General features: G+C 62.1%; 22 protein-coding genes. 9 read left to right on the top strand and 13 right to left on the bottom strand.

Annotated elements, in window-relative coordinates; all coding sequences use genetic code 11:
- Together NKI70_RS15955 and NKI70_RS15960 are read right to left on the bottom strand one after the other, a co-directional pair.
- The gene (locus tag NKI70_RS15955) at positions 1-567 is read right to left on the bottom strand and encodes an SIS domain-containing protein (RefSeq protein ID WP_352700518.1); all 567 of its coding nucleotides are present in this window, start codon (positions 565-567) and stop codon (positions 1-3) included.
- Positions 564-761, bottom strand: coding sequence for a hypothetical protein (locus tag NKI70_RS15960; RefSeq protein WP_352590603.1), 198 nt, complete (start codon positions 759-761; stop codon positions 564-566). Before NKI70_RS15960 ends, NKI70_RS15955 begins: the two co-directional genes overlap by 4 nt.
- Here NKI70_RS15960 and NKI70_RS15965 point away from each other — a divergent pair.
- Positions 752-1,774, top strand: coding sequence for an aldo/keto reductase (locus NKI70_RS15965; RefSeq protein ID WP_352681562.1), 1,023 nt, complete (start codon positions 752-754; stop codon positions 1,772-1,774). The genes NKI70_RS15960 and NKI70_RS15965 overlap by 10 nt on opposite strands.
- 87 nt (positions 1,775-1,861) lie before the next feature.
- Here NKI70_RS15965 and NKI70_RS15970 read toward each other — a convergent pair whose 3' ends face one another.
- The 4 genes from NKI70_RS15970 to NKI70_RS15985 all read right to left on the bottom strand — a co-directional run bounded on the left by NKI70_RS15970 (position 1,862) and on the right by NKI70_RS15985 (position 7,231).
- Positions 1,862-2,134: an HU family DNA-binding protein gene (locus tag NKI70_RS15970; protein ID WP_023674657.1), complete on the bottom strand. Its 273-nt coding sequence runs from the start codon at positions 2,132-2,134 to the stop codon at positions 1,862-1,864.
- A gap of 196 nt (positions 2,135-2,330) precedes the next feature.
- A complete protein-coding gene (gene lon, locus NKI70_RS15975) occupies positions 2,331-4,742 on the bottom strand; it encodes an endopeptidase La (protein ID WP_352619243.1) in 2,412 nt (803 codons plus the stop codon).
- A 280-nt stretch (positions 4,743-5,022) separates the two neighbouring features.
- The gene (clpX, locus tag NKI70_RS15980) at positions 5,023-6,297 is read right to left on the bottom strand and encodes an ATP-dependent Clp protease ATP-binding subunit ClpX (RefSeq protein WP_006332719.1); all 1,275 of its coding nucleotides are present in this window, start codon (positions 6,295-6,297) and stop codon (positions 5,023-5,025) included.
- Between the two features lie 304 nt (positions 6,298-6,601).
- Positions 6,602-7,231: an ATP-dependent Clp protease proteolytic subunit gene (locus NKI70_RS15985; RefSeq protein WP_023674655.1), complete on the bottom strand. Its 630-nt coding sequence runs from the start codon at positions 7,229-7,231 to the stop codon at positions 6,602-6,604.
- A gap of 347 nt (positions 7,232-7,578) precedes the next feature.
- Between NKI70_RS15985 and NKI70_RS15990 the strand changes: the two genes are divergently transcribed.
- Positions 7,579-8,169, top strand: a complete 591-nt coding sequence (locus tag NKI70_RS15990) for a hypothetical protein (protein WP_352724743.1) — start codon at positions 7,579-7,581, stop codon at positions 8,167-8,169.
- A 3-nt stretch (positions 8,170-8,172) separates the two neighbouring features.
- Here the strand turns inward: NKI70_RS15990 and NKI70_RS15995 are convergent, their stop codons facing one another.
- Positions 8,173-9,276, bottom strand: coding sequence for an NAD(P)/FAD-dependent oxidoreductase (locus NKI70_RS15995; RefSeq protein WP_352700520.1), 1,104 nt, complete (start codon positions 9,274-9,276; stop codon positions 8,173-8,175).
- 97 nt (positions 9,277-9,373) lie between these two features.
- Here NKI70_RS15995 and NKI70_RS16000 point away from each other — a divergent pair, with 97 nt between their 5' ends.
- Positions 9,374-10,621, top strand: coding sequence for a cytochrome P450 (locus tag NKI70_RS16000; protein WP_352700521.1), 1,248 nt, complete (start codon positions 9,374-9,376; stop codon positions 10,619-10,621).
- A 22-nt stretch (positions 10,622-10,643) separates the two neighbouring features.
- Here NKI70_RS16000 and NKI70_RS16005 read toward each other — a convergent pair whose 3' ends face one another.
- From NKI70_RS16005 to NKI70_RS16025, 5 genes are all read right to left on the bottom strand, one after another.
- Positions 10,644-10,994 (bottom strand): cupin domain-containing protein, encoded by a 351-nt coding sequence (locus NKI70_RS16005; RefSeq protein ID WP_352700522.1) that lies wholly within the window; start codon positions 10,992-10,994, stop codon positions 10,644-10,646.
- Positions 10,995-10,999: 5 nt separating this feature from the next.
- The gene (locus NKI70_RS16010; protein WP_352700523.1) at positions 11,000-12,280 is read right to left on the bottom strand and encodes an O-acetylhomoserine aminocarboxypropyltransferase; all 1,281 of its coding nucleotides are present in this window, start codon (positions 12,278-12,280) and stop codon (positions 11,000-11,002) included.
- 159 nt (positions 12,281-12,439) lie between these two features.
- Positions 12,440-12,961 (bottom strand): CoA-binding protein, encoded by a 522-nt coding sequence (locus NKI70_RS16015; protein ID WP_352700524.1) that lies wholly within the window; start codon positions 12,959-12,961, stop codon positions 12,440-12,442.
- Positions 12,962-13,035: 74 nt separating this feature from the next.
- Complete coding sequence (locus NKI70_RS16020) at positions 13,036-13,458, bottom strand: VOC family protein (protein ID WP_352700525.1); 423 nt, start codon at positions 13,456-13,458, stop codon at positions 13,036-13,038.
- Between the two features lie 9 nt (positions 13,459-13,467).
- The gene (locus NKI70_RS16025; RefSeq protein ID WP_352700526.1) at positions 13,468-14,289 is read right to left on the bottom strand and encodes an enoyl-CoA hydratase; all 822 of its coding nucleotides are present in this window, start codon (positions 14,287-14,289) and stop codon (positions 13,468-13,470) included.
- Between the two features lie 157 nt (positions 14,290-14,446).
- Here NKI70_RS16025 and NKI70_RS16030 point away from each other — a divergent pair, with 157 nt between their 5' ends.
- The 5 genes from NKI70_RS16030 (at position 14,447) to rpsI (ending at position 16,773) form a co-directional block, all read left to right on the top strand.
- Positions 14,447-14,902 carry a PaaI family thioesterase gene (locus NKI70_RS16030; protein WP_352700266.1) on the top strand — a complete coding sequence of 152 codons (456 nt, stop codon included), beginning with the start codon at positions 14,447-14,449 and terminating at the stop codon, positions 14,900-14,902.
- A 56-nt stretch (positions 14,903-14,958) separates the two neighbouring features.
- Positions 14,959-15,141, top strand: a complete 183-nt coding sequence (locus NKI70_RS16035; protein ID WP_352449435.1) for a type II toxin-antitoxin system HicA family toxin — start codon at positions 14,959-14,961, stop codon at positions 15,139-15,141.
- Positions 15,142-15,168: 27 nt separating this feature from the next.
- Positions 15,169-15,567 (top strand): type II toxin-antitoxin system HicB family antitoxin, encoded by a 399-nt coding sequence (locus NKI70_RS16040; RefSeq protein WP_352449337.1) that lies wholly within the window; start codon positions 15,169-15,171, stop codon positions 15,565-15,567.
- A gap of 257 nt (positions 15,568-15,824) precedes the next feature.
- On the top strand, positions 15,825-16,289 hold the full coding sequence (gene rplM, locus NKI70_RS16045) for a 50S ribosomal protein L13 (protein ID WP_023674645.1): 465 nt from the start codon (positions 15,825-15,827) through the stop codon (positions 16,287-16,289).
- A 1-nt stretch (position 16,290) separates the two neighbouring features.
- Positions 16,291-16,773, top strand: coding sequence for a 30S ribosomal protein S9 (gene rpsI, locus NKI70_RS16050; RefSeq protein WP_023674644.1), 483 nt, complete (start codon positions 16,291-16,293; stop codon positions 16,771-16,773).
- Positions 16,774-16,881: 108 nt separating this feature from the next.
- On the opposite strand, the gene NKI70_RS16055 is transcribed toward rpsI, so the two are convergent.
- Positions 16,882-17,775 carry a LysR family transcriptional regulator gene (locus NKI70_RS16055; protein ID WP_352700267.1) on the bottom strand — a complete coding sequence of 298 codons (894 nt, stop codon included), beginning with the start codon at positions 17,773-17,775 and terminating at the stop codon, positions 16,882-16,884.
- 94 nt (positions 17,776-17,869) lie between these two features.
- On the opposite strand from NKI70_RS16055, the gene NKI70_RS16060 reads away from it, so the two are divergent.
- Positions 17,870-18,748 (top strand): aldo/keto reductase family oxidoreductase, encoded by an 879-nt coding sequence (locus NKI70_RS16060; RefSeq protein WP_352590585.1) that lies wholly within the window; start codon positions 17,870-17,872, stop codon positions 18,746-18,748.
- Positions 18,749-19,001 lie beyond the last annotated feature (253 nt).

Consider the following 19,001-nt stretch of genomic DNA (forward strand, 5'->3'; position numbering starts at 1 on the left):
CTACTCCATATTGGTGTGGCGGGCGCGCATCGCTTCCGGCGAGACGCCGGTCAGATCCCTGAGCTTCAGCACCATCACTTCGAAGAGGACGAACAGCGCGCCTTCGAAAACCGAGCCCATCGGCAGGACGGATGTCTTTTCAGGGCCCTGGTCGTCGGCCATGGTCTGAGCCGGGATAAGCAGTGTGAAATCGGCCAGCTTCGCGGCAGTGCTGTCGGCTTGTGCGGTGAGCAGCAGGACTGTGGCACCGGCCTCGCGCGCGACCTGCATCAAGGTCAGCACCGTCGACGTCTCACCCGGGCCGGAACTGGCGAGGAAGACATCGCCCTCGCCCAGCGGCGGCGTGCTCATGTCGCCGACGACCGACACCGGCAGACCGAGATGGTAGAGCCGCATGGCAAAACCCTGGACCTGCAGCGCCTCGCGGCCGCAGCCATAGGTGACGATCTTTTTCGCGCCAGCCAGGATGGCGCAAGCCGCGTCGATGCGGCTTGCGTCGATACGCTCCAGCACGGTGCCAAGCTCGCTCAGCGCAATCCCAAACAGGTTTTCGCCGGCGTCCGTCATGACATTTGCACCAGCTTGCCGGTGCCGGAGAACCATTTGAATATCTCAGTCACATCTGCCCCGAACAGCTTGTTTTCACTCATGCTATCACCGCGAAAATCGGTGTCCAACGACACGCAGTGCTTTTGATGCGCCACAGCCGTGATAGTGTCACGGCAAATCGCAAATGAGGAAACGGCAGCATATGAAGACACGGCATTTCGACCGCATCGGCAATGGCGGCATCACCTTCACCGAGCTCGGCTTCGGCACTGCGCCGCTCGGCAATCTTTATCGCGCCGTATCCGATGAGGATGCCAATGCTACGCTGGAGGCGGCATGGCGGGTCGGCTGCCGCTACTACGACACCGCGCCGCTCTATGGGCTGGGCCTTGCCGAAACGCGGCTCAATCCGTTCCTGCGTTCGAAGAAGCGTGACGACTACGTGCTGTCCAGCAAAGTCGGGCGCATCATGCGCGCCTGCCCGCCGGAACAGCGCACCGGCATCGGCAAATTCTTCGACACCCCATCGCGCCGCGAGGTCTACGATTACAGCTATGACGGCGTCATGCGCTCCTTCGAAGCCTCGCTGGAACGGCTCGGCGTTGACCGCATCGACATCCTCTTCGTGCATGATGTCGACATCTTCACCCATGGCAGCAAGGAAGCCTCGGACCAGCGCATTCAGGAATTCATGAGCTCCGGCTACTACGGATTGCTGGCATTGCGCGACCAGGGCGTGATCAAGGCGTTCGGCGGCGGCATAAACGAGTGGCAGGTTGCCCAGACGCTGGCCGAGCGCGGCGATTTCGATCTGTTCCTGCTTGCCGGGCGTTACACGCTGCTGGAGCAGGAAGCGCTGCAGTCTTTCCTGCCGCTATGCCAGCAACGCGGCATCGGCATCGTTCTCGGCGGGCCGTACAATTCCGGCATCCTGGCAACCGGGCCGAAGCCCGGCGCCTACTACAACTATTCGGAGGCGCCGCAGGACATCATCGACCGCGTCACCCGCATCGAGGCCGTCTGCAAGCGCCACGGCGTGCGCCTGATCGAGGCGGCGCTGCAGTTCCCGCTGCTGCATCCTTCCGTCGTCTCGGTAATCCCCGGCGGCCAGCGGCCGGGCGAAGTCGAAAGCAATCGCTCGCTGCTCGACGCGAAACCGCCATCGGCGCTGTGGGCCGATCTCAAGACAGAAGGCTTGATGCGCGCGGATGCGCCGACGGCATAGTGCCGCCTTTCCAACGACGTTGCGGGCACAGAAAAGAAAAACCGGATATACCGGCTTTTCTTTTCTCTGAAAGACTTAAGGAAGCGCTTAGTTGACCGCGTCCTTGAGGCCCTTGCCGGCCGAGAACTTCGGCACGGTGCGCGCCGGGATCTTCACTTCCGCACCGGTCTGCGGATTGCGGCCGGTCGACGCGGCGCGTTGTGACACGGTGAAATTTCCGAAGCCGACAAGCCGGACATCGCCGCCCTTTTTCAGTTCGCCGGTGATGACGGAAAACACCGCATCAACCGCCGACTGCGCGTCACCCTTCGAAATACTCGCGGCATCGGCGACAGCGGACACCAGTTCGTTCTTGTTCATAAAAATTCCCTTCCATGAGAAAACCGGAACACTCGACTCATCCGGCAGGAAACGGACTTTAGAAAGAAGCGCTCCGGCAACCAAGTCGAAAAGCGCCACGAAAGTTGAAAAAAGCCCGGAAATCCGGGGTTCTTCACATGAAAAAGCCGGGCTCAAGGCCCGGCTCTCTCTTTGTGCATTGCAACTTTAGCAAGAGCTAATGCGCCAGCGATTTACCAGCTTCGTCCCCGACATCGACCACGGCCGGCGCATTGACGGGTTCAACCCACTGGATCGGTTCCGGCATGCGCACCAGCGCATGGCGCAACACTTCGCCAACCCGTGAGACCGGAATGATCTCCATGCCGCTCTTCACGTTCTCCGGAATCTCCGCCAGATCCTTGGCGTTCTCTTCCGGGATCAGTACCTTCTTGATGCCGCCGCGAAGTGCGGCAAGCAGCTTCTCCTTGAGGCCGCCGATCGGCAGCACCCTGCCGCGCAGCGTGATCTCGCCGGTCATCGCCACATCGGCCTTGACCGGGATTCCGGTCAGCACCGAGACGATCGCCGTCGCCATCGCCACGCCAGCCGACGGTCCGTCCTTGGGCGTTGCGCCTTCCGGCACGTGGACGTGGATATCGCGCTTGTCGAACAGCGGCGGCTCGACGCCGAAATCGATGGCCCGCGAGCGGACATAGGACGCCGCCGCCGAAATCGATTCCTTCATAACGTCGCGCAGATTGCCGGTCACTGTCATGCGGCCCTTGCCGGGCATCATGACACCTTCCACCGTCAACAGCTCGCCGCCGACTTCCGTCCAGGCGAGCCCGGTGACCACGCCGACCTGATCGTCGCTCTCGACCTGGCCGAAGCGGAAGCGCGGAACACCAAGATAATCGGCAAGATTGTCCGCCGTGATGTTGATCGTCTTCTTCTTCGTCTTCAGGATCTCGGTCACCGCCTTGCGCCCGAGTTTCATCAGCTCGCGCTCCAGGCTCCTGACGCCCGCTTCACGGGTGTAGGTCTGGATGATGCCGCGGATCGCGTCCTCGCCGACGGAGAATTCCTTCGGCTGCAACGCGTGGTCGCGGATCACCTTGGGCATCAGGTGACGCTTGGCGATTTCGATCTTCTCGTCCTCGGTGTAACCGGCGATACGGATGATCTCCATGCGGTCCATCAAGGGCGCAGGGATGTTCAGCGTGTTCGCCGTCGTCACGAACATCACGCTCGACAGGTCGTATTCGACCTCGAGGTAATGGTCCATGAACGTCGAGTTCTGCTCGGGATCGAGCACCTCGAGCAAAGCCGATGACGGATCGCCGCGGAAATCCTGGCCCATCTTGTCGATCTCGTCGAGCAGGAAGAGCGGGTTGGATTTCTTCGCCTTCTTCATCGACTGGATGACCTTGCCGGGCATCGAGCCGATATAGGTGCGGCGGTGACCGCGGATTTCGGCCTCGTCGCGCACGCCGCCCAGCGCCATGCGGATGAACTCACGGCCGGTCGCCTTGGCGATCGACTTGCCGAGCGAGGTCTTGCCGACGCCGGGAGGTCCGACGAGGCACAGGATCGGCCCCTTCAGCTTCTTCTGACGGCTCTGCACGGCGAGGTATTCGACGATGCGGTCTTTGACCTTGTCGAGGCCGAAATGGTCGGTATCGAGCACGTTCTGGGCAAAGGCCAGATCCTGCTTGACCTTGGAGTTCCTGCCCCACGGGATCGACAGCAGCCAATCGAGATAGTTGCGCACGACGGTCGATTCAGCCGACATCGGCGACATCGTCCGCAGCTTCTTCAGTTCGGCTTCCGCCTTTTCGCGGGCCTCCTTGGAAAGCTTGGTCTTCTTGATGCGCGCCTCGATCTCGGCGGCCTCGTCGCGGCCGTCCTCGCCCTCGCCGAGCTCCTTCTGGATCGCCTTCATCTGCTCGTTGAGGTAGTATTCGCGCTGCGTCTTCTCCATCTGGCGCTTGACGCGCGAGCGGATGCGCTTCTCGACCTGCAGCACCGAGATTTCGGCTTCCATGAAGCCCATCGCCTTTTCCAGCCGTTCCTTGACGGACAGCGTGGCGAGCATCTCCTGCTTCTCGGGGATCTTGATGGCAAGATGCGAAGCGACCGTGTCGGCGAGCTTGGAATAGTCGTCGATCTGGCTGGCGGCACCCACCACTTCGGGCGAGATCTTCTTGTTCAGCTTGACGTAGTTCTCGAAGTCGGTGACGACGGAACGGGCCAGCGCCTCGACCTCGACCTCTTCCTCATCCGGTTCGACCAGCGCCGCAGCACGGGCTTCATGGAAATCGGGACGGTCGGTGAACGCGACGATTTTCGCGCGCGAGGCACCTTCGACCAGCACCTTCACGGTGCCGTCCGGCAGTTTCAGCAATTGCAGCACATTGGCGAGCGTGCCGATGTCAAAGATGGCATCGGGCTCCGGATCGTCGTCGGCGGCATTCATCTGGGTCGCAAGCAGGATCTGCTTTTCCTGACCCATCACTTCTTCCAGCGCCTTGATCGACTTTTCACGCCCGACGAAGAGCGGAACGATCATGTGCGGGAACACCACGATGTCGCGCAGTGGGAGGACTGCGAAGACGCCGTCGCTGGGAGCCTTGGATAATTTGGCCATTGTCCAACCTTTCATGTCGCGGCCGCCAATCGGCCAACCGCGAATCTCATATTAACGACCGGGGATCGTTCCGCCTACCACCGTTTGTGACGGGAGTTTTACAGCACAGAATTCGGCACCACGGCCTTCTGCCTTTAGTTGGAGGCACGGCGGGTAAAGATCAAGGGTCAACACGGTCCGTCCCTCCAATCCGCAGCCATTACGCGGCGCCACACGCGGTGTGCGACAGCAAAACGGCGCCCTGCGGCGCCGTTTCGGAAAAATCCACTGCCGGCTCACGTCAGGCGCTGACGTTGCCCTTCTTTTCCTTCTGCTCGGAATAGATGTAGAGCGGCCGGGCGTTGCCTGACACCACCTCTTCCGAAATAACCACTTCGCGCACGCCTTCCAGCGCTGGCAGCTCGAACATGGTGTCGAGCAGGATCGCTTCCATGATCGAACGCAGGCCGCGCGCGCCGGTCTTGCGCTCGATGGCGCGCTTGGCGATCGCCGAGAGCGCGTTCTCGTGGAAGGTCAGGTCGACATTCTCCATCTCGAACAGCCGCTGATACTGCTTGACCAGCGCGTTCTTCGGCTCGGTCAGGATCTGGATCAGTGCCGGCTCGTCGAGATCCTCCAGCGTCGCCAGGACAGGCAGACGGCCGACGAACTCGGGAATGAGGCCGAACTTCAACAGATCCTCAGGCTCGACCAGGCGGAAAACATCGCCGGTGCGGCGATCCTCGGGCGAAGCGACGATGGCGCCGAAACCGATCGAGGTCTTCCTGCCGCGATCCGAGATGATCTTGTCCAGGCCGGCGAAAGCGCCACCGCAGATGAACAGGATGTTGGCGGTGTCGACCTGCAGGAATTCCTGCTGCGGATGCTTCCTGCCGCCCTGCGGCGGCACGGAGGCGACAGTGCCTTCCATGATCTTCAAAAGTGCCTGCTGCACGCCCTCACCCGAGACGTCGCGGGTGATCGAGGGGTTGTCCGACTTGCGCGAGATCTTGTCGATCTCGTCGATATAGACGATGCCGCGCTGGGCGCGCTCGACATTGTAGTCGGCCGACTGCAACAGCTTCAGGATGATGTTCTCGACGTCCTCGCCGACATAGCCGGCCTCGGTCAGCGTCGTCGCGTCGGCCATGGTGAAGGGGACGTCGATGATGCGGGCCAGCGTCTGCGCCAGCAACGTCTTGCCGCAGCCGGTCGGGCCGATCAGCAGGATGTTAGACTTCGCCAGTTCGACGTCGTTGTTCTTGCCGGCATGGGCGAGGCGCTTGTAGTGGTTGTGGACGGCCACCGACAGCACGCGCTTGGCGTAGGGCTGGCCGATGACGTAGTCGTCGAGAACCTTGAGGATTTCCTGCGGGGTCGGCACGCCCTCGCGCGACTTCACCATCGAGGTCTTGTTCTCCTCGCGGATGATGTCCATGCACAGTTCGACGCATTCGTCGCAGATGAACACCGTCGGCCCGGCGATCAGCTTGCGCACTTCGTGCTGGCTTTTGCCGCAAAACGAGCAATAAAGCGTGTTCTTGGAATCACCGCTGTTGTTGCCGACCTTGCTCATTTTCCTGTCCTTTCATGGCCGCCCGCCGATGGTCTGGTTGAAAGGGCGCATATTCAATCTATCGCGGGAATCCGCTGCCGCCAGTGCCCCGGCTCCCGCAACGCATTCCGTACGAAACACAAATCGGAAAACGGGGCAATGATTCGAACAACCCCACGCAAAGCTAAGCCGTCCAAAATCAACATAGCCTTAACGTAGGCAATTGCACCCGTCGAGGGAACAGCCAATTGTGGCCGAAATGCCGCAAGCTGCGCCAAAAGCGCGTGATCCCGCCACTCATTGCCACCGCGGGGCCACCGCGGGCCTATAAGGCAATACCTTCGACCGGCTCACGTGACGAAATGACCTTGTCGATGAGGCCGAAATCCCTGGCCTCGTCGGCAGTCATGAAATGGTCACGGTCGAGCGTTTTTTCAATCTCATCGTAGCTCTTGCCGGTGTGCTTGACGTAAACCTCGTTGAGGCGGCGCTTCAGCTTGATGATGTCCTGGGCATGACGCTCGATGTCGGAAGCCTGGCCCTGGAAGCCGCCGGAAGGCTGGTGGACCATGATGCGGGCGTTCGGCGTGGCGAAGCGCATGTCCTTGTGGCCCGCCGTCAAGAGCAGCGAGCCCATCGAGGCGGCCTGACCGATGCAGAGCGTCGACACGGCAGGCTTGATGAACTGCATCGTGTCATAGATCGCCATGCCGGAGGTGACGACGCCGCCGGGCGAGTTGATATAGAGGTTGATTTCCTTCTTCGGATTCTCCGCCTCGAGGAACAGCAGCTGCGCGCAGACCAGCGTCGCCATGCCATCCTCGACCGGGCCGGTGATGAAAATGATGCGCTCCTTGAGGAGCCGCGAGAAAATGTCGTAGGCCCGCTCGCCGCGATTGGTCTGTTCGACCACCATCGGAACGAGGTTCATGTAGGTTTCGACGGGGTTCTTCATGGACTATCCCTTTTTGAGGATGGGATTCCGGCGCCGGAGATTTGCAATCGGGCAGAATCGGTTCTGGATCGTTATTGTGTAAATAGGATGCCGGCTCACCCTAGCGCAAGGCCGCCTCTCCTAGCCATCCGGTTAAGTCGAATCAAGGTTTCCAAACCAGTTTCGCCTGTCGCCGTGCCGGCAGCCCCTCTTCTGCCGTGGGAAGGGGCGCTCATGCTTGGCCGTTGTTTAGCAGTTTCTTAACCGCATCGCTTAACGAAAAGTGGTGAAACCGCTTTTTCCGGCCACGGCTTACCCTACAATTCAACGTTGAACTCGCTTCACGCAGTTCAAACAGGGGGAGTGCGATGATCAAGAAAGTTGCATCCTTGGCCCTTACCAGCATCGCCGTATTCGGCATGGCGTCCGAAACGGCGGCCGGCGGACGCGCGGTCGAATGCTATGAGCAGGTCAATCGGCCGGCCGTCTACGACACCGTCTACGAGGACGTGCTCGTCAGCCCAGCCGGCCAGCAGGTGGAATACGAGGCGCCAATCTACGGGACGCGCGAGCGCGTGGTGCAGATCGCACCGGCGCGCGTCAGCTACGAGATCGTGCCCGCCATCACCCGCACTATCTACCGCACCGTGAGGGTCGATGACGGCGGCTATTCCTGGGAATGGCGCATCATCGATGGCCGCAAGGTGCTGTGCAAGGTCAGGCACAGGGCGCGCTATGAACGCGTGGCCGAAATCGTCGTGGTTGAGCCGGAACGCCGGCGGCGCGTTGTCCTCCCCGCCGAGTACGAGGACGTCGCCGAAGAAGTGCTGGTGCGGCCGGAGCAACGGCGCATCATCGACATTCCGGCGTCTTATCAGACAGTGGCCCGCCGCGTGGTGGTCAGGGAGGGCTCATCCAGCTGGCGCCGCGCGCATATTCCGAGGCATTGCCAGTATTAGCGCTCAGGCCACCTCCGCCCTGAGCCATTTCTTCAGGCCGTCGACATCGCCGTTGCCGACGCAGGCCGCAACCCTTCTGCCGACTGCCGCGCCGAACTTGTAGCCGTGGCCGGAGCAGGCCGAGACGACCAGGCATCTGCCTTTCTGGTGAGCCAGGAATTTCTCGTCGGCGGTGAAGGTGTAGGCGCAGGTGACCACTTCGGTGACCTTGTACTCCTCGATACGGGCAATCGGCGGCGAAAACAGGTTGCGGATCGCCTCGCCTTCGCCCGGCACCGGCTGACGGTTCCAGTCGGCATCGCTGGTCGGCACCCTGTGCAGGCCGGAGCCGAATTTCATGCCGGCCCCGCCCGAGGGCGGGATGGCGTAGCCGTCGACAGTGCCGCCGATGTTGAGGACGACCGGTGCTGCCTGCCAGACCGCTTTCAGGTCCGTCGGCGGTTCGACATAGGCGAGCGCGGTGCGCCAGGTTTTCAGCTCGCCATCCAGCTCCGGGAACAGTTTTAGCACCCAGGCGCCGGCAGCGACGACGATCCGGTCGGCCTGCATCGTTTCGCCGCCCGCCAGCACGACATGCCCGGCCTCGGCATCGATCTCGACCACCTTGCTGTTTTCGTAGACATTGGCGCCGTTCGCGCGCAGCCACCTGGCGAGGCCGGCAGCGATCTCGCGGCAGTGCAGCGCGCCGCCGTCCGGCGAAAAATACGCATAGCGGAATGAACCAGGTTCTAGGAACGGCCAGCGTTCGACAGCGGCATCCGGCTCGAACAATTCGAACGGGTAGTTCCCGGCTTCCATGCCTTCGCGGTATTCCTCCGCCTCATCTCCCGGCTGGCGCGAAATACAGATGAAGCCGCGCGGATCGAGATGGCTTTCGCCGAGATCGGCCCACATCTCATCCCATGCCTCGTAGGCTTCGGTGATCAGCCGGCCGTAGCCCGTTCCGGCCCGGTAGGCGCGGCGGATAATGCGATGATGGTCGCCCGACGCGGCAAGCGGATTGGGGATCGGTCCCTGCTCGACGATCGAGACGAGGTGACCGGCCTTGGCCAGCGACCACGCCGTCGAAAGCCCGGCAATGCCCGCACCGACCACGATCACATTCATGAAAACCGTCCTTCCGCAACCGCTTCGGCGGCTCACCTCACGGGAGGGCCAACATACGGTCTGGCACCAGACTGGCAAGCCGCGCTAATGATCTGGCATGACCGAATTGAAGCCGCCCTATCTTGCCTTTGATCCAGCCTCCCGCCGCCTGCGGCTCGATCCGCACGAACCGGCTTTTTTCCAGGACCCATACGAAGCCTACGCCTTCCTGCATGGCGCATCGAACGCCTTCGTCTGGGAAGAATTTGGTTTCTGGTGCTTTGGCGGCTTCGACGACGTCAACCGTCTGTTGCGCGATCGCCGCTTCGGCCGGCAGAACCCGGCCGGCATTCCGGACAGCCGGGGCATCGGCCAGGACCGCACGCATCTCAGCGCCTTCGACGGTGTCGAGGCCAATTCGATGCTGGAGCTGGAGCCGCCCGTCCACACACGGCTCAGAACGCTGGTCAACCGCGCCTTCGTCTCGCGCCAGGTCGAGCGGCTCAGGCCGCGTGTCGAAGCGCTGGCCAACGAGCTGATCGACCGTTTCGAACCAGGAAGAGTCGACCTGCTGCCGGCTTTCGCCGCTCCCTTGCCGATCACCATCATTGCCGAGATGCTCGGCGTGCCGGTCGACATGGGGCCGCAGCTGCTCGACTGGTCGCATCGGATCGTCGCCATGTACATGCATGGCCGCACCCGCGAGACGGAGGACACGGCCAATCGCGCCGCGCGCGACTTTTCCGATTTTCTGCGCGGCTACGTCGCCGAGCGGCGAAAGAGGCCGGGCGAGGATCTTCTGTCGCTGCTGATTGCGGCACAGGAGGACGGCCAGAAACTGTCGGAGGACGAGCTGGTATCCTCGGCCATTCTTTTGCTCAATGCCGGCCATGAAGCAACTGTCCACCAGACCGGCAATGCGGTGCGCTCGATCCTTGCGCAAGGCGGCGACCCGCGCCGCTTCTTCGCCTCACCGGAAGCAACAGCCGCGACGGTCGAAGAGTGCCTGCGCTTCGACGCGCCGCTGCACATGTTCACGCGCTACGCCTATCAGGAGGTCGAGGCCGGGCCGGGGATCATCGTCCAGCCGGGCGAGACGATCGGGCTGTTGCTCGGCATGGCCAATCGCGACCCTACTGCGTTTGCCGAGCCCCTCGCCTTCAGGCCGGACCGTGCCGACCAGAAGAACGTATCGTTCGGCGCCGGCATCCATTTCTGCATCGGCGCGCCGCTCGCCCGGCTCGAACTGCAGGTGTCGCTGAAAACCTTGTTCGACCGGCTACCGCAGCTGCATCTTGCCGAACAGCCGCGCTTCCGCGACACCTATCATTTCCACGGCCTGGAAACGCTCGCCGTACACTTCTGAGCATTCGGTCCGGCAGGGGTGATCAAAGCTTGATCACATACTCCTTGCGAGTCGTTTCAAGCACTTCCCAGCTGCCCTTAAAGCCCGGCCTCAGCACGAAACTGTCGCCTGCCCTGACGGTGCGCGCATCGCCGCCGTCTTCGGCGATCACCGAAACCCCTGACAGAATGTGGCAGAACTCCCACTCGTCATATTCGATGCGCCATTTGCCGGGCGTTGCTTCCCAGATGCCGGCATAAAGGCCGCCGTCCTGTTCCTCGACATTCCAGGTGCGGAATTTCGGATCGCCCGAAATCAGGCGATCCAGCGCCGGTGCGCCATGCTCGGCTTCGACGGCGTCGATGTCGACGGACAGAAATTTCGGCGTGGTCATGGCGATCAAACCTTGGCGAGAGCCTGTTCCAGATCGGCGACGATGTCGTTGACGTCCTCGATGCCGACCGAAAGCCTGACCGTGTCCGGCCCCGCCCCGGCGTTGATCTTCTGCTCGTCGGAAAGCTGGCGATGCGTGGTCGATGCTGGGTGGATGACCAGCGACTTGGTGTCGCCGACATTGGCCAGGTGCGAGAACAGCTCGAGCGCCTCGACGAACTTGATGCCCGCGGCATAGCCGCCCTTCAGCCCGAAAGTGAACACCGCGCCGGCGCCAAGCGGCGAGTACTTCTTCTGCAGCGCATTGTTCTTGTCGCTGGGCAGGCCGGGATAGGACACCCAGGCGACCTTGGGATGGTTGGAAAGCCATCCGGCGACCGCCGCCGCATTGTCGCAGTGGCGCTGCATCCTGAGCGGCAAGGTTTCCAGACCGGTCAGGATAAGGAATGCGTTGAACGGCGAAATCGCCGCGCCGATGTCGCGCAGGCCGAGCACGCGAGCAGCGATGGCGAAGGCGAAATTGCCGAAGGTCTCGTGCAGGACGAGGCCGCCATATTCGGGGCGCGGCTCCGACAGCATCGGATATTTGCCCGATTTCGACCAGTCGAAGGTGCCGCCGTCGACAATGGCGCCGCCGATCGAGTTGCCGTGGCCGCCGATGAACTTGGTCAGCGAATGCACGACGATGTCGGCGCCATGCTCGATCGGCCGCAGCAGATAAGGCGAGGCCAGCGTGTTGTCGACGATCAGCGGCAGGCCGTGCTTGCGGGCGATGTCGCCGATCTTCTCGATATCGACGAAGACGCCGCCCGGATTGGCCAGGCTTTCGATGAAGATCGCCTTGGTCCTGTCGTCGATCTGGCTCTCGAAGGTCGAGATCTCGTTGGTATCGGCCCAGCGCACCTGCCAGCCGAAATTCTTGAAGGCGTGGCCGAACTGGTTGATCGAGCCGCCGTAAAGCTTTGTCGCTGAAACGAAATTGTCGCCCGGCTGCATCAGATTGTGGAAGACCAGCACCTGCGCGGCATGGCCGGAGGCGACCGCAAGGCCTGCCGTGCCGCCTTCGAGTGCCGCGATGCGCTCTTCCAGCACTGCCTGGGTCGGGTTCATGATGCGGGTGTAGATGTTGCCGAACGCCTTCAGCCCGAACAGCGAGGCGGCATGATCGGCATCGTCGAAGACGAAGGAGGTCGTCTGGTAGATCGGCGTCGCTCGCGCGCCAGTCGCCGGATCCGGCTTGGCGCCGGCATGGACGGCGAGCGTGTTGAAACCGGGCGTGCGGGCCATCGAAAAACCTCCCTGAATGGTGAATGGTGAATGGTGAATGGTGAATGGTGAATGGTGAATGGCAAAGTCGGCCAGCCCCACCCTGATTGCAAGCGGCTCATATGCCGCCTTGCCCGCCTTCCAGAAAAATCCTTCTATTCACCATTCACTATTCACTACCTACTTCTGGCGAACGCCGAAGCTCTGGAATCCCGGCCGCATCAGGGGCTTCTTCGACGACAGCACGCCGGAATTGACGCCGGTCCAGCCGATCTCGCCGGACAGCTTGCCATATTCGATCTTGGGGCAACGGTTCATCACCACCTTGATGCCGGCGGCTTCGGCGCGTGCGGCCGCCTCGTCATGGCGTATGCCAAGCTGCATCCAGATGACCTTCGGCAGCGGATCGAGCCGCAACACCTCGTCGACAATGCCCGGCACAGCGCCGGAAGCGCGAAACACGTCGACCATGTCGACAGGTCCTGGAACGTCGGCGAGCCTGGCATAGGTCATCTGGCCGAGGATCTCCTTGCCGGCATGGCCGGGATTGATCGGGAACACCGAAAACCCTTTGCCGAGCAGATATTTCAGCACGAAATAGCTCGGCCGCACGTCATTGGCCGACGCGCCGACCATGGCGATGGTCTTCACCGAATTGAGGATGCCGGCGATATAGGCGTTGTCGTAGGCGTCGTGGTTCATGCCTCGTCATACAGCGCTTCGGAGTGAGGTGCCAACAGCCGCGCCAGTGGCTTGCAATGGGCCAGGGAAAGCCGTCAGCCGGGCAGCGAAATCGATCCGTCTTCCGCGATCGGAAAAGCCGGATTGTGCGCCACTTCCCAGACATGCCCGTCCGCATCGGCGAAATAGCCGTACCAGCCGCCCCAGAAGGCGCGCCCGGCCGGCTTGACGATCTTGCCGCCGGCCTTCTCAGCCGCCGCAAGCACTTCGTCGACCTCGGCGTCAGAGCGGGTGTTGTAGGCGAGGTAGACGGCCGACGGCGCCTTCGAGAAGCTGACGCCCGAATCCTCTTCGGCGCTTGGGCGCGGAAACAAGCCAAGAATGGCGCCGCCCATCTGGAAGAAGGCAACGCCCTCGGTGATCCCGGCATGGCGCTTCAGGCCCATCGCCTCGTAGAAGCGCACGGCGCGGTCAAGATCGTCCGTCGCGATGGTGATGATAGAGATGCGCGGTTCCATAGCCGCCTCCTATTCCTCCGGCCATTCCGGCTTGCGCTTGCCGATGAAGGCGCCGATGCCCTCTTCCGCATCGCGCGCCAGCATGTTCTCGGCCATGACGCGCCCGGTGTAACCATAGGCCTCGGCGAGCCCCATTTCTGCCTGCTCGTAGAAGGCTTCCTTGCCGATCTTGACGACCAGGGAGGATTTGGACGCAATGGTTTGCGCGTATTTGGTGACAATCTGATTCAGATATTCGCGCGGCACGACGCGGTTGACCAAGCCGAATTCCTTGGCGGTTGCCGCATCGATCGTCTCGCCGGTCAAAAGCATCTCCATGGCGTGTTTGCGCGAGACGTTGCGCGACAGCGCCACCATCGGCGTCGAGCAGAACAGTCCGATATTGACGCCAGGCGTGCAGAAGGTCGCCTCGTGCGAGGCGATGGCGAGATCGCAGCTGGCGACCAGCTGCAATCCGGCCGCCGTCGCGAGGCCGTCGACTTCGGCGATCACCGGCTTAGGATGGCGAACGATCGCCTGCATCAGCGCGGCGCAGGCGGAAAACGTCTTTTCGAAAAAGGCCCTGCCGCGATCGGCATCTGCGCGGTGCGTGCTCAACTCCTTGAGGTCGTGCCCGGCGCAGAACACTTTGCCGGCCGCCCCAAGCACGATGACGCGGACGGATTTGTCGGCCTTGGCGCGGTCGAGTTCCGCCATCAGCGCCGCCATCACTGCAAGCGAAAGAGCGTTGGCCGGCGGATTGGCCAGCGTTAGACGGAGCACGCCCTTGTCCAGCCTGGAGACGACGGGCCCTTCGGCAACGGCAGGTTTGATGGCAACGATTTCGGCCATAGGTCGTTCCTCCGCGATTCCGGATCGGTGATCGACTAATCTAGTATGCCGTCTCGCTTCGTCCAACTCCCTCCTCCGCTTCTGCCATAATGAATGGGCTGTTGCCAGAAACGCCACGTCGCGTTCATACATGCAGGGCGCAAACCGGGAGACTGAAATGCCCGCCCACAGCAATCTCAAGCCGGTGCTGACGGCTGCTGATGTCAACGCGCTGATGGCGACCGTTTTCCCGCAACTCAACGACCAGTTCACCTTCTACGAGGCGTTGGAGGTGTTTCCAGGCGGCTGTGTCGTGCGACTCAATGCCGACGAGCGCCATTTGCGTCCCGGCGGCACCGTGTCGGGTTCGGCGCTGTTCACGCTGGCCGACATAGGCGGCTATGTCTGCGTGCTCTCGCATGCCGGACCGGATGCACTTTCGGTCACCACCAGTCTCAACATCAATTTTGTCCACAAGGCCGAGGCCGGGCCGATCGACGGCCATTGCCGCATCCTCAAGCTCGGCAAGAGCCTGATGGTGTTCGATATCGACATCGTCGCCGGCCCGAAGGGACACACGGTAGCGCACGCAACGGGCACCTATTCGATCCCGCCAAAGCGAGCGCCGGCCTGATGCTTTCGATTGAATTTTTCCTTGATGTGTATATATGTGCGCATGGGTGATCTTTGCTGGAGCGTGACAGCCGCAAAATCGTGAAGCGTCTCAAGGACGACGGTTTCGAGCTGGTTTCCATACGCGGCTCACATCACAAGTTCCGAAAGGGCGAGATCGTGTTGATCGTTCCGCATCCGGAGAAGGATCTACCAACCGGTACAGCTCGCGCCATCGCCAAGCAAGCGGGCTGGATATAGGCGACCTGAGGCGGCTTGGAGGCTGAGATGAAGAACTATTTCGCGTTGGTCGATAAAGATCCCGACAGCGCGTTCGGCATTCGCTTTCCCGACATTCCCGGCTGCTTTTCAGCCGCGGACGAGGCGGAAGACATCGTACCGAATGCAGTCGAAGCATTGCAACTGTGGGCGGAGGATATGCCTGTTCCCGAACCGTCCAGCCACGAGGCGATCATCGCGCTTGCGGATATACGCAAAGCACTTGCTGAAGGAGGCTATCTGGTCTCGGTACCACTCATCGACAATGACAGCGCTGTCGTGAGGGCGAATGTGACTTTCGAGCGTGGCGTTTTGCGGGCGATCGACGCCGCAGCGCGCGACCGAGGCATAACGCGATCGGCATTCCTCTCCAGCGCAGCTCGCAAGGAAATCGAGGCAAAGCACTGAGACTTGCCCGACACAGAACCAAAATCGCGATGTGGTAAAATCATACCTTTAACACAAATCCTTGTTTTCATTTGGCTTTATCTTCTGGCAAGTGTTTCATGCGCCTTGACGCGATCGAACCCCTCCCCTATAAGCCGTGACGAAGCAGCGGCCCGCAAAGGCCGCCGTTTTGTTATTGGCGGCGGGCAAGCGCCTTTCGCCAATCCAAGCAACAAGAAACGCCTTCTTTTGAAGGTCCGAACCGAAAGCAACAATTCATGGCAACCTTTTCGCAGAAGCCTGCGGATGTGGTGAAGAAGTGGGTGCTGATCGACGCCGAGGGTCTCGTCGTCGGCCGTCTCGCCACTGTCATCGCCAATCATCTTCGCGGCAAGCACAAGCCCACCTTCACCCCGCACGTCGACGACGGCGACAACGTCATCGTCATCAATGCCGACAAAGTGGTGTTCACCGGCAAGAAGTTCACCGACAAGGTCTATTACTGGCACACCGGCCACCCCGGCGGCGTCAAGGAGCGCACCGCGCGCCAGCTGCTCGAGGGTCGTTTCCCCGAGCGTGTCGTCGAAAAGGCCGTCGAACGCATGATCCCGCGTGGCCCGCTCGGCCGTCGCCAGATGAAGAACCTCCGCGTCTATGCAGGCACGGAACATCCGCATGTCGCCCAGCAGCCCGTCGTCCTCGACGTGGCCAAGCTGAACGCCAAGAACAAGAAGGTTTCGTAAGATGGCTGAGCTTTCCTCGCTCGCAGAACTCGGAGCTGCCACCGGCAATACCAACACCCAGCCGGCCGCACCCGTCCATGTCCAGAAACTCGATAAGTCGGGCCGCGCTTACGCCACCGGCAAGCGCAAGAACGCCATCGCCCGCGTCTGGGTGAAGCCCGGCTCCGGCAAGATCGTCGTCAACGACAAGGTGTTCGCCGAATATTTCGCGCGTCCGGTGCTGCAGATGATCCTCAACCAGCCGATCATCGCCGCCAATCGCGCCGGCCAGTACGACATCGTTGCCACCGTCATCGGCGGCGGCCTTTCCGGCCAGGCCGGTGCCGTGCGCCACGGCATCTCCAAGGCGCTGACCTATTACGAGCCGGCGCTGCGCGCCGTGCTCAAGAAGGGTGGCTTCCTGACCCGCGACAGCCGCGTCGTCGAGCGCAAGAAGTACGGCAAGGCGAAGGCCCGCCGGAGCTTCCAGTTCTCCAAGCGCTAAGCGCTGCGCAATTACACGCTATCGAAAGGCCGCCTCCGGGCGGCCTTTTCCACAAAAAGGGGCACCAATCACCCCATCGGGCGCGGCTCGCACGCATCGTGGCAGACTTCAGGCCTTGATGAAGTCAATGAACGCCCGCAACGGCGCCGGCACGAGGCGCCGGCCTGGATAGTAAAGGAACGGGCCGGAGAAGCTCTGCCACCAGGGTTCAAGCAGCGGTTCGAGCGCCCCGCTCTCGAAGTGAGGGCGTAGCCAATCCTCGAACAGGCTGATGATGCCGGTGCCGGCGATGGCTGCATCGACTTTGAGGTCAGTCGCCCCACCCAGGGTCACGACAAGCGGCCCCGTCGGGTCGACCCGCACCACCTCGCCGTCGCGCTCGAATTCCCACGGCGGCATCGCACGGCTGGCAAAGCGGCCGCGCAGGCAGGCGTGGCCGAGCAGGTCGCTCGGGTGTTGCGGCCGGCCATGACGATCCAGGTAGGCCGGGCTGGCGGCGGTGGCGAAGCGCTGCACGCGCGGTCCGATCGGCACAGCGATCATGTCCTGCTCCAGCCGCTCCTCATAGCGGATGCCGGCGTCGCACCCCGCCGCCAGCACATCGACGAAGCTCTCCTCCGAGATCACCTCCAACCGAATGCCTGGATAGGCGGCGAGAAAAGGCGGAACGATGCTGGGCAGCACCAGCCGCGCCGCGCTGACCGGCACATTGAGGCGCAACGTACCTGCCGGCCTGTCGCGAAAGCCGTTCACTACGTCGAGGGCCGACTCCACCTCGGTCAAGGCAGGACCGAGCCGCGCCAGCAGGCCTTCGCCGGCTTCCGTCAGGACAACGCTGCGGGTCGTCCGGTTGAGCAGCCTGACACCGAGCTGCGTCTCCAGGCGCCGCACCGCCTCGCTCAAGCCGGACGCACTGCCGCCGCTGGCGCGTGCCGCACCGCGAAAGCCTTTGGCGCGCGCTACGGCCACGAAGGCGTTCAGATCCGCGAGATCAATCTGCATTGTTCGTCATTCCGCACAGCCCGTGCGAATTGTACCCAATTATCATGAGATCGGACAGCGTCTATCTCTGCACCATCCCTGAAGGAGAAAGACCATGTCCAGCGTCGACCAGTCCGGCACATTCATCCTCGGCGACCGCAAGGTGAGACGGCTCGGCTACGGCGCCATGCAGCTCGCAGGGCCAGGCGTCTTCGGCCCACCAAAGGACCACGACGCGGCATTGGCCGTACTGCGCGAAGCCGTTGCACAAGGCGTCAACCACATCGACACCAGCGACTTCTATGGCCCGCACGTGACCAACCTGTTGATCCGCGAAGCGCTCGCACCCTATCCCGACGACCTCGTTATTGTCACCAAGATCGGTGCCCGGCGCGGCCAGGGCGGATCGTGGCTGCCGGCCTTCTCGGCAGAAGAGCTGACACAGGCGGTGCACGACAATCTGCGCAATCTTGGGCTCGACGCGCTGGAGGTGGTCAACCTGCGGGTCATGTTCGATGCGCATGGCCCCGCCGAAGGGTCGATCGAGGCGCCGCTTGCGACGCTTGCCGAGCTCCAGCGACAGGGCCTCGTGCGCCACATCGGGCTGAGCAACGTCACCGCTGCACAGATCGCCGAAGGCCGCAGGATTTGCAGGATCGTCTGCGTGCAGAACCAGTACAATCTGGCGCATCGGGGCGACGATGCCTCGATCGACGATCTGGCCCGCGACGGCATTGCCTATGTGCCGTTCTTCCCGCTTGGCGGCTTCAACCCGTTGCAGTCGTCGACCTTGTCCAAGGTCGCCGCACGCCTCGGCGCCACGCCCATGCAGGTCGCGCTCGCCTGGCTGCTTCGCCGCGCGCCCAACATTCTTCTGATTCCCGGCACGTCTTCCGTCGCGCATCTCAGGGAGAACCTCGCCGCTGCCGACCTCGAACTGTCGGACGATGTCATCAAGGAGCTGGATGGTGTGGCAATGGCGGCCTGCGAGTAGATTACCGAAGGCAGTGATGAGCCAATCTCCCCCAAAATGGGTTCCCTTGCGGGGGAGATTGCCGGTAGGACAGCGAAGGCGCGCGACCTAGCAGGCGGGACAGCCGAGACGCTGAAGGATCGTCGCATTTTTCTGCCACTACGCCACATTTTGTTCTTGCTTTGTGCCGGCAGCTATGCTACTAATCTGGGTATGGTGCTAATTGGCTCCAACGACCCGCCCACGGAGGCGGGTTTTCTGTTTCTGGGTTCCT

Source organism: Mesorhizobium sp. M0500, from assembly GCF_040321165.1.
Taxonomy (GTDB): Bacteria; Pseudomonadota; Alphaproteobacteria; order Rhizobiales; family Rhizobiaceae; genus Mesorhizobium.

Bases quoted from the DNA above. Each gene is read 5' to 3' on its own strand.
- NKI70_RS15955 (WP_352700518.1), bottom strand. From the start codon at position 567: ATGACGGACGCCGGCGAAAACCTGTTTGGGATTGCGCTGAGCGAGCTT.
- NKI70_RS15965 (WP_352681562.1), top strand. From the start codon at position 752: ATGAAGACACGGCATTTCGACCGCATCGGCAATGGCGGCATCACCTTC.
- NKI70_RS15970 (WP_023674657.1), bottom strand. From the start codon at position 2,134: ATGAACAAGAACGAACTGGTGTCCGCTGTCGCCGATGCCGCGAGTATT.
- lon (WP_352619243.1), bottom strand. From the start codon at position 4,742: ATGGCCAAATTATCCAAGGCTCCCAGCGACGGCGTCTTCGCAGTCCTC.
- clpX (WP_006332719.1), bottom strand. From the start codon at position 6,297: ATGAGCAAGGTCGGCAACAACAGCGGTGATTCCAAGAACACGCTTTAT.
- NKI70_RS15985 (WP_023674655.1), bottom strand. From the start codon at position 7,231: ATGAAGAACCCCGTCGAAACCTACATGAACCTCGTTCCGATGGTGGTC.
- NKI70_RS15990 (WP_352724743.1), top strand. From the start codon at position 7,579: ATGATCAAGAAAGTTGCATCCTTGGCCCTTACCAGCATCGCCGTATTC.
- NKI70_RS15995 (WP_352700520.1), bottom strand. From the start codon at position 9,276: ATGAATGTGATCGTGGTCGGTGCGGGCATTGCCGGGCTTTCGACGGCG.
- NKI70_RS16000 (WP_352700521.1), top strand. From the start codon at position 9,374: ATGACCGAATTGAAGCCGCCCTATCTTGCCTTTGATCCAGCCTCCCGC.
- NKI70_RS16005 (WP_352700522.1), bottom strand. From the start codon at position 10,994: ATGACCACGCCGAAATTTCTGTCCGTCGACATCGACGCCGTCGAAGCC.
- NKI70_RS16010 (WP_352700523.1), bottom strand. From the start codon at position 12,280: ATGGCCCGCACGCCCGGTTTCAACACGCTCGCCGTCCATGCCGGCGCC.
- NKI70_RS16015 (WP_352700524.1), bottom strand. From the start codon at position 12,961: ATGAACCACGACGCCTACGACAACGCCTATATCGCCGGCATCCTCAAT.
- NKI70_RS16020 (WP_352700525.1), bottom strand. From the start codon at position 13,458: ATGGAACCGCGCATCTCTATCATCACCATCGCGACGGACGATCTTGAC.
- NKI70_RS16025 (WP_352700526.1), bottom strand. From the start codon at position 14,289: ATGGCCGAAATCGTTGCCATCAAACCTGCCGTTGCCGAAGGGCCCGTC.
- NKI70_RS16030 (WP_352700266.1), top strand. From the start codon at position 14,447: ATGCCCGCCCACAGCAATCTCAAGCCGGTGCTGACGGCTGCTGATGTC.
- NKI70_RS16040 (WP_352449337.1), top strand. From the start codon at position 15,169: ATGAAGAACTATTTCGCGTTGGTCGATAAAGATCCCGACAGCGCGTTC.
- rplM (WP_023674645.1), top strand. From the start codon at position 15,825: ATGGCAACCTTTTCGCAGAAGCCTGCGGATGTGGTGAAGAAGTGGGTG.
- rpsI (WP_023674644.1), top strand. From the start codon at position 16,291: ATGGCTGAGCTTTCCTCGCTCGCAGAACTCGGAGCTGCCACCGGCAAT.
- NKI70_RS16055 (WP_352700267.1), bottom strand. From the start codon at position 17,775: ATGCAGATTGATCTCGCGGATCTGAACGCCTTCGTGGCCGTAGCGCGC.
- NKI70_RS16060 (WP_352590585.1), top strand. From the start codon at position 17,870: ATGTCCAGCGTCGACCAGTCCGGCACATTCATCCTCGGCGACCGCAAG.